Below are 13,089 nucleotides of genomic sequence, written 5' to 3' on the forward strand. Positions count from 1 at the left end.
AGCGGCCCATGTCGAGGAAGTGGTCCACCGCGAGGATCAGCAGCAGCCCCGCCTCCGGAATGTCGAAGAAGGCCAATGTCGCGGCGATGATGACCAGGCTCGCGCGCGGCACGCCGGCGATCCCCTTGGAGGTGATCATCAGCACCAGCAGCATCGTGATTTCCTGGCCGAGGCTGAGGTCGATGCCATAGGCCTGCGCGATGAAGATCGTCGCGAAGGTCATGTACATCATCGAGCCGTCGAGATTGAACGAATAGCCGAGCGGAAGCACGAAGCTGGCGATGCGCGGCGGCACGCCGAAGCGGTCGAGCGCCTCCAGGGTGCGCGGGTAGGCGGCTTCGGAAGAGGCGGTCGAGAATGCGAGCAGCACCGGCTCGCGGATGTAGCGGATCAGCAGCCTGATCCTCGAGCCCACGATCAGGAAGGCAGCGCCGAGCAGCAGCATCCACAGGATCGCGAGCCCGAGATAGAAGCTGCCCATGAAATAGCCGAACGTGCTGAGGATCGTCGGGCCGCGCTCGGCGACCGTTCCCGCCACCGCGGCGAACACGGCGAGCGGCGCGAGCCGCATCACATAATCGGTGATCTGCAGCATCACCGCGACCAGGCCCTCGAGCGCGCGGACCAAGGGTGCGGCCTTGTCGCGGACCGCGGTGATCGCGACCCCGACGAACAATGAGAAGACGACGATCTGGAGGATCTCGTTATCGGCCATCGCCTCGATCATCGAGGCGGGGACGAGGTGGGTGACGAAATCCTTGAGGTTGAACGCCTCGCGCGTCACGCCGCTCGCCGCTGTGGCGTCCGGAACGGGGAAATTGAGCCCGGCGCCCGGCTGGAGCAGATTGACAAGGATCAGGCCCAGGCTCAGCGAGACCAGGCTTGCGCCGATGAACCAGCCGACCGCGCGCAGCCCCACCCGCCCCAGGGTCGAGGTGTCGCCCATATGGGCGATGCCGACCACCAAAGTCGAAAACACCAGAGGGGCGATGATCATCTTGATCAACCGCAGGAACAAGGTGGTGACGATCGAGAAATAGCCGGCGATCTCGGCCAGCCGCGCGTCGCTCGCGGCGCTGCCGTCGCTGATGCCCGCGTTGATCGCCCAGCCGGTGACGATCCCGAGCACGAGCGCGAGCAGGATGAAATAGGTCAGGCGCTTGGCCAAGATCGCTCTCCTTGCCGGGACAAGTGGGCAGCGAAAGGCGATTGCGCGGCGCTGGTCAAGCGCCTCGACGGATCCTTGCGGCCATTGGCTGCGACGCGGCCACTTTTTATCGCTGCTGCCTTTATCTCGCCCCTCTTCAGCTCGGCCGCCCCGGCGAGGGCTTTCCGCAAATGCCGACCAGCGCACGCCACTCTTCGGCATCGAGCGCAGCGCTGTAGGGCCCGCCCGCCGCCGCAGCCTGCTCGAACTTCCATCGCCTGCTTTCCGAAAGCGGATGCGAAGACAGATAGGCGAGCGATTGCGTCACGAGCCGATAGTTGCGCTCGGTCTTCGCCATGCGTTCGAACCAATGCGCGGTGGCGAGCGGCGAGATATTGGCGCGGCGCAGCGCCTCGATCGCATCCGCGTCCGCCCGCGCCTCCGCCGTCCGGCCGTAACGCGCCGACATCAGCATCTCGACGTTGCCCCCGGTGGTGCCGCCGACGCTGGCGATGATCAGGCTGAGGCCGAACTGCCTGATCATCGTCTGGGTCACATCGCGATTCTCGACATGGGCGATTTCATGGGCGAGCACGCCTGCCACTTCGTCGGGGCCGTGCGCCTGGGTGATCAGCTCGCGAAAGATCATGATGTTGCCGCCGGGCAGAGCGGCGGCATTGACGATCGGAACGTCGACGACGCGGATGCGCAACTCGCCGGGCCGGGCGCCGAGCCGAGCGCCGAGCTTGTCCAGCGCCCGCTGCCCGTCCGCACCGGCGCAATATTTCCGGCCGAAGTCGCCGACCAGCGCGTTGCCGAGCCGACGTTCCAAGCTCTTGGGCACGTGCGGCGCGATCCAGGCCGGGAAATGCTGGCCGAACAGCAGCACCAGCGCGGACAGCGCAAGGCCGCCGACCAGCGCCGGGCCAAGGCCGATGCGGTCGATCCAACGGCCATAGACGCGCCGCGGCGGCAGGAGCGCCGCGAGCTGCGCCGCCACGGGCGTGGCGAGGCCGAGCCGCCAGCCTTCGATCGTGCGGTGGCCGTAGAGTTCGGCGTCGGGGCGGCTTTCGACGTGCACGAGGTCCGAGGCGGGGATTGTCAGGTCCGCCGCGCCCTCGGCGGCAATGATCAGCCGATCGCCATCGACGCCGACATCGGCTGCGCGGCGGGTTGCGGTTTCGCCATCGTAGAACCAGCCGGCAGCCACCAATCAGATCGCGCCGATGTCGAACGCGTCCGCCAGGCCCTCCGCTTCACCCGGAGCATGGGTCGTCGACTGCGTCAGCTCGGCAAGATCGACATCGCCGACGACATGGAGATGTTCGACGATGAACTTCCAATTGCGGTAGGAAAGGAAGATCAACCCCAGACCGAGGGTGACGATCACCAGGCCGATGTTGCCGAGGATGAGGCCGAGCCAGTTTCTCGTGCGGGCGCTGAATTCGAAGCGCAAGGGACCGATCGAGGTCGCTGCTGCGACATGCCGGAAGAAGGCGGCGTAGAAGCTCAGGCTGAGCAGCAGGAAGGCGAGGTAGAAGAACATGACGCCGATGATGATCCCTACCACCGCGCCCGCCGCGACCCGCTCGGAGCCGCCGGCGGCGCTGCCCATCACCGCGCCGCTGAAGCCGAGCACGGTGGCCGCGATGAGCGCGACGATCGGCGAGAGATAGATGAGCAGCCAGCGGCCAAGCAGCCCCGACGAGGAAGCATCCGCCTCGAAGCGGTAAGGACCGAAGCTCATCTTGCCCCAGCGCTCGTTCCACAACCGGGTCATCGCCCACGGCACGAGCAGCCCGAGAGCAAGCAAAGCGGCGCCCATCTTCAGCGTCGCGGACCAGCCGTAGCTCCATCCCCCGTCGTCGCTGCCGCCGCGGATCCCGTGCCAGTAGCTCCGGCTGAGGCGATAGCGAATGGCCCGGAAGCGGGCGACGTTGATCAGGTAGAAAATGCCCAGATAGAAAGCGAAGGAAAGCACCGCCGCGCTGATCCATTGGCCGCGCAGCAGCAGCGCCTGGGCGCCGAAGTTGAAAAACAGGAATGCCGGCAGAAGCACCAGCATGACGATCAGGAAGCCGATCAGCATCTCGAGCCCGGTGCCGGTCCATTCGAAGCTGTCATCGACGAAGAACGTCCGGTTCCAGAGGTAACGCCGCTCGCGCGCCTTTGCCCAGAAACGGTAGATCCCGAGCGTGACAATCGTCAGCAGCAGATTGGTCAGCGCGATCGGAAGAAATTCGGTCCAGCTGCCCGTGAACCGGAACCCCGCCTCGTCGCGCGGCACCGGATACTTTTCTCCCGTGTCGTTCATTTGTCCCTCCCCCTTTTCCCCGCTCGGAAGACTGACTTAGGTCAGTGGGTCTGGCAAGCCCTGCGAACCTGCGGATGCTGCCGGATCACGCGGCGCCCGCGACACTCGCCCCCCTTGTCGCCCGCGCCCCGGTCGCTATGGCGTTGCGCGATGTCCGAGATGCTCAAGATCAGATTGCCCGACGGCTCCTCGCGCGAGGTCGAAGCCGGCTCGACCCCTGCCGACGTCGCCGCGGCGATCGGCCCCGGCCTCGCCAAGGCCGCGCTCGCCGCCAGAGTCAACGGCGAGGTCCGCGACCTCAACCGGCCGTTCGAAGGCGATTCCGAGCTGGCGCTGATCACCGCGCGCGACGAGGCCGACGCGCTCGAGCTCGCGCGCCACGATTACGCGCACGTCCTCGCCGAAGCGGTGCAGAACCTCTTCCCCGGCACCCAGATCACGTTCGGACCGGCGACCGAGGACGGCTTCTACTACGACTTCGCGCCCAAGGAGCGGCCATTCACCGAAGAGGATCTGCCGGCGATCGAAGAGGAAATGCGGCGGATCATCGCCCGCGACGAGCCCCTGGTGCGCGAGGCCTGGACCCGCGACCAGCTGATCTCGCATTTCAACGCGCAGGGCGAGAGCTTCAAGGCGGAATGGGCGGCCGAGCTTCCCGACAATGAGGAGCTCACCGTCTACCGCGCCGGCGACTGGCTCGACCTGTGCCGCGGCCCGCACCTGCCCTCGACCGGCAAGCTCGATCCGCAAGCGTTCAAGCTGACCCGCGTCTCGGGCGCCTATTGGCGCGGCGACCAGCGCAACGCGATGCTGTCGCGCATCACCGGCACCGGCTGGCTCAACAAGAAGCAGCTCGAGGCGCATCTGGTGCGGCTCGAAGAAGCGGCCAAGCGCGATCATCGCAAGCTCGGCCGCGAGATGGACCTGTTCCATTTCCAGGAGGAAGCCGCCGGCTCGATCTTCTGGCATGCGCCCGGTTGGACGCTCTACCAGGCGCTCGAGCAATATATGCGGCGACGGCTCGACGCGGCGGGGTACGATGAAGTGCGCACGCCGATGGTCTACCACAACAAGTTCTGGGTGACCTCGGGCCATTGGGAGAAGTTCCGCGAGAATATGTTCGTCATCCCCGACGAGCGTCCCTCGACCGAGCCGGGCCAGCCCCTGATCTCCGGCGACCCGATCTACATGGCGTTGAAGCCGATGAACTGCCCTGCCCACATCCAGATCTTCGACCAGGGCATCAAGAGCTACCGCGACCTGCCGGTGCGCATGGCGGAGTTCGGCAATTGCCACCGCAACGAGCCGCACGGCGCGCTGCACGGGCTGATGCGCGTGCGCCAGTTCGTCCAGGACGACGCCCACATCTTCTGCCGCGACGACCAGGTGCTCGGCGAATCGGTCGAGTTCATCACCTTGTTGCGAAAGGTCTACGACGATCTCGGTTTCACCGATTGGTTCGTCCGGCTCGCCACCCGGCCGGAGGTGCGCGCCGGCTCCGACGAAATATGGGATCGCGCCGAGAAAGGGCTCGAGACCGCGCTCAACGAAGTCGGCCTCGAGTTCGAATGGGCGCCGGGCGAAGGCGCCTTCTACGGCCCGAAAATCGAATTTCACCTGCGCGACGCGATCGGCCGGAGCTGGCAATGCGGCACGCTCCAGCTCGACTTCGTCCTGCCCGAGCGCTTCGACATCGCTTATGTCGGCGAGGACGGCGGCAAGCACCGGCCGGCGATGCTCCACCGCGCCATCGTCGGCTCGATGGAGCGCTTCATCGCGATCCTGCTCGAAAATTACGCCGGCAAGCTGCCGCTGTGGCTGGCGCCGACCCAGGCGGTGGTCGCGACGATCGTCTCGGACGCTGACGATTATGCGCGCGAGGTGCTCGAGGTGCTGAAGGCGGCCGGCATCCGCGCCGAAGCCGATCTTCGCAACGAGAAGATCAACTACAAGGTGCGCGAGCACAGCATCGCCAAGGTTCCAAATCTGCTGGTGCTCGGTAAGCGCGAGGCGGAGGAGCGCACCGTCGCGCTGCGCCCGCTCGGCACCGACGCCCGCCAGGAGGTGCTCGGGCTCGGCGAACTGGTCGCCCGCCTCAAGACAGAGGCGACGCCGCCCGATCTGCGCTGACGACCGCTCCCTTCGGCGGAGGGGAGAATAGCAACAGGTTGATCACAATTTCGGCTTAGGGGCCGCTATGTCTTTTCTTTGACGTCGCGACTCACTACGTCAGGAGACTCATAGGTTTAGGAGAAACAGCTATACGTCCCCCTCTCGTTCGGCGCCCGCAGGCGCCGCCAATGAACGGCCCTCGCTTCAACGAATTCATCGTTTCACCCAAGGTGCGCGTGATCGATGAGAATGGCGAAAACCTTGGGGTCATGCTGACCCAGGAGGCGATGGAGCAAGCGAATGCGGTCGGCCTCGACCTAGTCGAAGTCTCGCCGAACGCGGACCCGCCCGTCGCCAAGTTCCTCGATGTCGGCAAATATAAATATGAGGCCCAGAAAAAGGCCAATGCGGCGCGCAAGTCGCAACGGACGCAGGAGATCAAGGAGATCAAGATGCGTCCCAACATCGACGACCACGATTATGACGTGAAGATGAAGTCGATCCAGAAATTCCTCGGCGAGGGCGACAAGGTCAAGGTGACGTTGCGCTTCCGCGGCCGCGAGCTGGCCCATGGCGAGCTTGGCATGCGGCTGCTCCAGAGGGTCCAGGAGGACGTCGTCGAAGCCGCCAAGATCGAGCAGCATCCGCGCATGGAAGGCCGCCAGATGCTGATGGTGCTCGCGCCGAAATAAGCGCGGGCCTTTCCCAAACGACCCTCCGCCAACATCAAAGAAGCCCCTCCACCATGCTGCGCATGGTCCCCCTCCCCTCGAAATCGCGGGGAGGAACATTCCTCCCCCGGTTTTCCGGGGGAGGGGGACCGCGAAGCGGCGGAGGGGCTTTTTCTTAAGGAAGCTCCTACGCCGCCAGCCGCACTTCCTGCCCGCCCGCAGCCTTGAGCAGGCGGGCCTGGAGGGTCTTGAGGCGGGAGGGATGCTCGATCTTCTCGCCGTCGAAGCTGGTGACGTAGAAAACGTCCACCGCGCGCTCGCCGTAGGTGGCGATATGCGCCGAGCGGATGTTGGCGCGCGATCGATAGACCGCCTGGGCGAGGCTGCTGAGCAGGGCCGCGCGGTCGCGGGCGTTGACCTCGACGACGGTGTAGCGGCTTGACGCCATATTATCGATGAACACCGCCGGCTGGATCGGAAAGGCCTCGGCGCGGGTGAGCGGCAGCGCCTTCGCTTCGAGCCGCTCGATCGCCGGCTCCTCGCCCGCCAGCGCCGCCGCGACTCGCTCCTCGAGCCGCTTGAGCTGATGACGGTCGCCGAGCGGCGTTCCGGCCGCATCCTGGATCAGGAAATTGTCGAGCGCCATGCGGTCGCTGGTGGTGTGGATCCGGGCATCGATGATGTTGCCGCCGGCAAGGCTGATCGCCCCGGCGACACGATAGAAGAGCCCCGGCTGATCCTCGGCGTAGATGGTCAGCAAGGTGGCACCGCGCTCGGCCTGCACGCCGATTTGCAGACGACCGGCCTGCTGCCGCCCGGTATCGCCGCTGTCGCCTTCGACCTCGGCGATGAAGCGGGCGTTGCGCTCGAGCACCTCGATCGGTTCCGCCAGCCAGTAGGAATCGGGCAGCCGCGCGGTGAAGCGCGCGAAATCCTCGGCCTTCCAGCGCAGCCGCGCCGCAAGCTGCGCGCGGGTCGCATCGACCCTTTCCTGCCGTCCCTTCTGCTTGTGCCCGAGCCGAAGCAATTCCTCGGTCGCATCGAACAAGTCGCTGAGCAACTGACGTTTCCAGCTGTTCCAGACGCCTGGCCCGACCGCGCGTATGTCGACGACGGTCAGCAACAGCAGCAGATGGAGGCGCTCGAGGCTCGCCACTTGCGCGGCGAAGTCGGAGATCGTCTTGGGATCCGAAAGGTCGCGCTTGAACGCGGTCGCCGACATCAAGAGATGCCAGCGCACCAGCCAGGCCACGGTCTCGGTCTCTGCCTGCGAGAAGCCGAAGCGCGGGCAGAGGCGGTAGGCGACCTCCTCGCCGAGCTGGCTGTGATCGCCGCCGCGGCCCTTGGCGATGTCGTGGAGCAGCACCGCGACATAGAGCACGCGGCGCGAGGCGATGCGCTTGAAGATCAGGGTCGAGAGCGGGTGGTCCTGCTTGAGCTCCCCTTTCTCGATCCGGGCGAGCAGCCCGATCGCACGGATCGAATGCTCGTCGACGGTATAATGATGGTACATGTCGAACTGCATCTGCGCGACGACCCTGCCGAAGTCGGGAACGAAGCGGCCGAAAACGCCGGCCTCGTTCATCCAACGCAGCACCGTTTCGGGATCGCGGGGCGAGGTCAGGACATCGAGGAACAAGGCGTTGGCGCGCGGGTCGTTGCGCACGCGCGCGTCGATCTGCTTGGCGTCGCGGCCGGCCGCGCGCATCGCCATCGGGTGGATCTCGAGATCATATTGGTCGGCGAGCGCGAAGATTTGGAGCAGCCGGACCGGATCCTCGACGAAGAAACCGTCGCTCGGCAGCGCGAGCCGGCCGCGATCGAGCACGAAACCGTCGAGCTTGCGCGGCCGCCGCCGCAGCGCCGGCAGCCCCATCCGCCGCCCGCGCTTGGCGAACTTCTCGTCGAGATGGGCGAGGAACACCCCGGTCAAGTCGCCGACCATCTTCGCGTGCAGGAAATAATGCTGCATGAAGCGCTCGACCGCCGATTTCCCGGGACGGTCGGCGTAGCGCATCCGCTCGGCGATCTCGGGCTGGAAGTTGAACGTCAGGCGGTCCTCCGCGCGGCCGGCGATCATGTGGAGATGGCAGCGCACCGCCCAGAAGAAGCGTTCGGCCTTGCGGAACTGGTGAAGCTCCTCGGCCGAGAACAGCCCGACGTCGACCAACTCCTCCACCGACTGCAGCCGATAGGCATATTTGCCGATCCAGAACAATGTGTGCAGGTCGCGGAGCCCGCCCTTGCCCTCCTTGACGTTGGGCTCGACGACATAGCGGCTGTCGCCGAGACGCCGGTGGCGCTCGTCACGCTCGGTGAGCTTCTCGCCGACATAAGCGGCGGCCTTGCCGCCGACCACCTCGTTCCAGAAGCGCGTCCGCACTTCCTCGAAGATGCCCTCGTCGCCCCAGATGAAGCGCGATTCTAGGATCGCGGTGCGCACCGTATGGTCGGCGATCGCGATCCGGATCATGTCGTCGACCGAGCGCGTGGCATGGCCGACCTTGAGGCCGAGATCCCACAGCAGATAGAGCGTCGATTCGATCACCTGCTCGGTCCAGGCGGTCGGCTTCCATGGCGTCACGAAGGCAATGTCGATGTCCGAATGAAGCGCCATCTCGCCGCGGCCGTAGCCGCCGACCCCGAGCAGCAGCAGGCGTTCGGACGCGGTCGGGTTGCTCAGCGGATAGAGCCGGCTGACGGTGAAGTCATAGACCAGCCGCAGCAATTGATCGGCGAGGAAGGCGTAGGAGGAGGCCGTCTCGGTACCCTGATAGGGTTTCTCCTCGAGCCGCCGCGCGATCTCGGCGCGCCCGTCGACCAAAGCCTGCTTGAGCACGCGCGTCGCGGCCTGCCTCAGCTCGCCGTCGACTCCTTCGAGCTGCGCGAGCCGGTCGGCGATCTCGCGGCGGTCGATGATCGCGCGTTGCTGGGGGATGACACTGGCCATCAGGCGAACTTAGGGATCGCCGCGCTCCGCCGCCACCCGTTTGAGCCGATAAACCAGCTCGAGCGCCTCGCGCGGGCTGAGCGAATCGGCATCGACCTCGTCGAGCAGCTCCTGCAGCGGATCGGCCGCGCTTGCGGGCGCCTCCTGCGCAGCGGCGGCGAACAATGGCAGATCGTCGAGCCCGGCCGCGATGCCGCCGGTCGCGGCGCGGCCGATCTCGAGCTTGGCGAGCACCGCGCGCGCTCGCGCCAGCACCGGCGGCGGCAGCCCGGCGAGCTTGGCGACCGCGAGCCCGTAGCTGCGGTCGGCGGGCCCGCGCGCCACTTCGTGGAGGAAGACCAATTCGCCCTTCCACTCGCGCGCGCGGACATGGTGGAGCGAGAGCGCGTCGAGCCGCTCGGCGAGCCGGGTCAGCTCGTGATAATGGGTCGCGAACAGGCAGCGGCAGCGGTTGCGGTCATGGATCGCCTCGACCACCGCCCAGGCGATCGCAAGACCGTCATAGGTCGAGGTGCCGCGGCCGACCTCGTCGAGGATCACCAGGCTGCGCTCACTCGCCTGGGCGAGGATCGCCGCCGTCTCGACCATTTCGACCATGAAGGTCGAACGGCCGCGCGCGAGATTGTCCGACGCGCCGACGCGGCTGAACAGCCGGTCGACCAGCCCGAGCCGGGCGCTCGCCGCCGGCACATAGGATCCGGCCTGCGCGAGCACCGCGATCAGCGCATTCTGGCGCAGGAAGGTCGACTTGCCGCCCATGTTCGGACCGGTCACCAGCCACAGCCGCGACTCTTCCGACAGGCCGCAATCGTTGGCGACGAAGCGGCTACCGCTCCGGCGCAGCGCCTCCTCGACCACCGGATGGCGGCCGCCCTCGACCTCGAAGCAATTGTGAGCGGCGAAATGCGGCCGGCTCCAGCCGCCTTCGGCAGCACGCTCGGCGAGCGCGGCGGCGACGTCGAGCCGGGCGAGCGCGTCGGCCGCCACGGCGATCGCATCGGCGCGGGCGAGCGCCGCGGCGAGCAATTGCTCGAAATGCTCGGCCTCGGCGGCAAGCGCATGCGCGCCGGCCTGGCCGACGCGCAGCGCCTGCTCGTGGAGATCCGGCGCGTTGAAGCGCACCACCCCGGCAAGCGTCTGGCGGTGGGTGAAGCCCGCCTCCGCCGAGAACAGGCGATCGGCATGCTTGGCCGGCACCTCGATATGATAGCCGAGCACGGCATTGTGCCTGATCTTCAACGCGGCGACGCCGGTCTGCTCGCGATAGCGGGCTTCGAGCGCGGCGATCGCGCGGCGGCCGTCGCCCCCGACGGCACGCAGCTCGTCGAGCGCGGCATCATAGCCCTCGGCGATATAGCCGCCCTGCGCACGGTCGATCGGCGGCGACGGCACCAGCGCGCGCGCGAGAAGATCGACCAATGCGCCATGCCCGGCGAAGGCGGGGAGGAGCTCGGCGAGCAACGCCGGCTGGTCGGGAAGCGCCGCGAGACGGTCGCGCAACGCTTGCGCCTCGGTGAGGCCGTCGCGCAGCTGGCCAAGGTCGCGCGGGCTGCCGCGCCCGGCGACCAGCCGGCCGATCGCGCGGCCGATGTCCGGCAACGCCTTGAGCTGGCGGCGCACGCGCTCGCGCGTGCCGGCGTCGCGCTCGAACAGGCCGACGAGGTCGAGCCGCGCCTCGATCGCGCCCTGGTCGAGCAACGGCGCGCCGAGATCGGCGGCGAGCAGGCGCGCGCCGGCGCCGGTGACGGTTCGATCCACCGCCGCGAGCAGGCTGCCGGCGCGGGCGCCGCCGGCGGCGGCGGTCAGCTCGAGGCTCTCGCGAGTCGCGGCGTCGATCATCATGTGATCGCCCGCCGCGCGCAGCACCGGCGGCCTCAGGAACGGCAATGAGTCGCGCGCGACCTCGTCGAGATAGGCGAGCAGCCCGCCCGCGGCGGCCAAAGCGGCGCGGTCGAAGCTGCCGAAGCCGTCGAGCGTTGCGACCGCGAAGCGCTCTTTGAGGCGGCGCTCGGCCGAAACGCTGTCGAACCCCGCCTGGCGCGCCTGGACCGTGAAGCCGGACAGCGGCTCGGGCGCGACGATCTCGGCGGCGTCGAGCCGCGCGAGCTCGGCGTCGAGCGCGGAAGGGACGATCGAGCAGAGCTCGAAACGGCCGGTCGAGACGTCCGCGGCGGCGATCCCGAGCCGCGCCTCGGCGCCGGCGCCGACCCGTGCGACCGCGACCAGCCAGTTGGCGGCGCGCGAATCGAGCAACGCCTCCTCGGTCAAGGTGCCGGCGGTCACCACCCGGATGATCGCGCGCCCGACGAGCGCCTTCGAGCCGCCGCGCTTCCTTGCTTCGGCTGGGCTTTCGACCTGCTCGGCGACCGCGACCCGGTGGCCGGCCTTGATCAGCCGCGCGAGATAGGCTTCGGCGGCATGGACCGGGACGCCGCACATCGCGATCGGCTGGCCGGCATGCGTGCCGCGCGCGGTGAGCGCGATGTCGAGGCAGGCGGCCGCCGCCTTGGCGTCGTCGAAGAACAATTCGAAGAAGTCGCCCATCCGGTAGAAGAGCAGGCAATCGGGCGCCTCGGCCTTGAGCGCGAGATATTGCGCCATCATCGGTGTCGCGGCTTCCGCCGCGCCGTCGCTTGCGCTCTCCACCCTGCTTCTGGTCGCCATGGACCAGCGATAGTGCGTCGCGCGTCATTTCGAAACCGGCTTGTCGGATCACGCAGGTCGCTCGCGAAGCAACTTGCGGCGTCGCAAGCGTGCGGACTACAGCCGCGCTGCGGGAGACTGAAAGATGAGCGAAGGCAGCGACGTCACATTCTCGGACAAGGAAGCCTTGCTGTTCCACGCGCAGGGCAGGCCGGGCAAGATCGAGATCGTCGCCTCCAAGCCGATGGCGACCCAGCGCGACCTCAGCCTCGCTTATTCGCCCGGAGTCGCGGCGCCGGTCCGCGCCATCGCCGCCGATCCTTCGGCCGCTTATGATTATACCGCCAAGGGCAATCTCGTCGCGGTGATCTCGAACGGCACCGCGATCCTCGGGCTCGGCAATCTCGGCGCGCTCGCGGCCAAGCCGGTGATGGAAGGCAAAGCGGTGCTGTTCAAGCGCTTCGCCGACGTCGATGCGATCGACCTCGAGCTCGCGACCGAGGACGCCAAGGCGTTCATCGACGCGGTCGCCCTGCTCGAGCCGAGCTTCGGCGGGATCAACCTCGAGGACATTGCCGCGCCGGATTGCTTCATCATCGAGCAGACCTTGCGCGAGCGGATGAACATCCCGGTCTTCCACGACGATCAGCACGGTACCGCGATCATCACCGCGGCCGGGCTGATCAACGCCTGCTTCCTCACCGGCCGCAGCCTCGGCGACGTCCGGGTCGTCGTGAACGGCGCCGGCGCGGCGGCGATCGCCTGCACCGAGCTGATCAAGGCGATGGGGGTCCCGTCCGATCATGTCATCATGTGCGACCGCACCGGCGTCATCTACCAGGGCCGTGAGAAGGGGATGGACCAATGGAAGTCGGCGCATGCGGTGCGGACCGAGCACCGCACCTTGCACGAGGCGCTGGAGGGTGCCGACATCTTCCTCGGCCTTTCGGCGGCGGGCGCGCTCAAGCCCGAGATGATCGAGAAGATGGCGCCCAAGCCGATCATCTTCGCGATGGCCAATCCCGATCCCGAGATATTGCCGCCGGTCGCCAAGGCCGTGCGGCCGGACGCGATCATCGCCACCGGCCGCTCCGACTATCCCAACCAGGTCAACAACGTCCTCGGCTTTCCGTTCATCTTCCGCGGCGCGCTCGACGTCCGCGCGACGACGATCAATGATGCGATGAAGATCGCCGCGGCCGAAGCGCTCGCCGCGCTGGCGCGCCAGCAGGTGCCCGAGGAAGTGGCGGCG

Annotated in this window: 8 protein-coding genes; 3 read left to right on the forward strand and 5 right to left on the reverse strand. The window is 67.3% G+C overall.

The window, feature by feature from the left end; translation table 11 throughout:
• The 3 genes from V6M48_RS01030 to V6M48_RS01040 form a co-directional block, all read right to left on the reverse strand.
• A partial coding sequence (locus V6M48_RS01030; protein WP_332810659.1) for a dicarboxylate/amino acid:cation symporter occupies nt 1–1,168 on the reverse strand: 1,168 nt, incomplete at its 3' end.
• A gap of 136 nt (nt 1,169–1,304) precedes the next feature.
• On the reverse strand, nt 1,305–2,357 hold the full coding sequence (locus tag V6M48_RS01035; protein ID WP_332810660.1) for a M48 family metallopeptidase: 1,053 nt from the start codon (nt 2,355–2,357) through the stop codon (nt 1,305–1,307).
• Nucleotides 2,358–2,360: 3 nt separating this feature from the next.
• Entirely contained in the window at nt 2,361–3,461 is a 1,101-nt protein-coding gene (locus V6M48_RS01040) for a YjgN family protein (RefSeq protein WP_332810661.1), read from the reverse strand.
• A gap of 150 nt (nt 3,462–3,611) precedes the next feature.
• On the opposite strand from V6M48_RS01040, the gene thrS reads away from it, so the two are divergent.
• Both thrS and infC read left to right on the forward strand, forming a co-directional pair.
• Complete coding sequence (thrS, locus tag V6M48_RS01045; protein ID WP_332810662.1) at nt 3,612–5,591, forward strand: threonine--tRNA ligase; 1,980 nt, start codon at nt 3,612–3,614, stop codon at nt 5,589–5,591.
• 170 nt (nt 5,592–5,761) lie between these two features.
• Entirely contained in the window at nt 5,762–6,265 is a 504-nt protein-coding gene (infC, locus tag V6M48_RS01050) for a translation initiation factor IF-3 (protein ID WP_332810663.1), read from the forward strand.
• A gap of 166 nt (nt 6,266–6,431) precedes the next feature.
• Here the strand turns inward: infC and V6M48_RS01055 are convergent, their stop codons facing one another.
• A complete protein-coding gene (locus V6M48_RS01055) occupies nt 6,432–9,194 on the reverse strand; it encodes a [protein-PII] uridylyltransferase (RefSeq protein WP_332810664.1) in 2,763 nt (920 codons plus the stop codon).
• Nucleotides 9,195–9,203: 9 nt separating this feature from the next.
• Entirely contained in the window at nt 9,204–11,858 is a 2,655-nt protein-coding gene (gene mutS / locus V6M48_RS01060; RefSeq protein WP_332810665.1) for a DNA mismatch repair protein MutS, read from the reverse strand.
• Nucleotides 11,859–11,982: 124 nt separating this feature from the next.
• On the opposite strand from mutS, the gene V6M48_RS01065 reads away from it, so the two are divergent.
• Nucleotides 11,983–13,089: malic enzyme-like NAD(P)-binding protein (locus V6M48_RS01065; protein WP_332810666.1), on the forward strand; the 1,107-nt coding region annotated here is incomplete at its 3' end.

Origin of the sequence: Sphingomonas sp., assembly GCF_036677245.1 — a bacterium.
Classification (GTDB): Bacteria; Pseudomonadota; Alphaproteobacteria; order Sphingomonadales; family Sphingomonadaceae; genus Allosphingosinicella.

Excerpts from the sequence above, each read along its gene's own strand:
- V6M48_RS01040 (WP_332810661.1), bottom strand. The coding sequence starts at position 3,461 with ATGAACGACACGGGAGAAAAGTATCCGGTGCCGCGCGACGAGGCGGGG.
- thrS (WP_332810662.1), top strand. The coding sequence starts at position 3,612 with ATGTCCGAGATGCTCAAGATCAGATTGCCCGACGGCTCCTCGCGCGAG.
- infC (WP_332810663.1), top strand. The coding sequence starts at position 5,762 with ATGAACGGCCCTCGCTTCAACGAATTCATCGTTTCACCCAAGGTGCGC.
- V6M48_RS01055 (WP_332810664.1), bottom strand. The coding sequence starts at position 9,194 with ATGGCCAGTGTCATCCCCCAGCAACGCGCGATCATCGACCGCCGCGAG.
- mutS (WP_332810665.1), bottom strand. The coding sequence starts at position 11,858 with ATGGCGACCAGAAGCAGGGTGGAGAGCGCAAGCGACGGCGCGGCGGAA.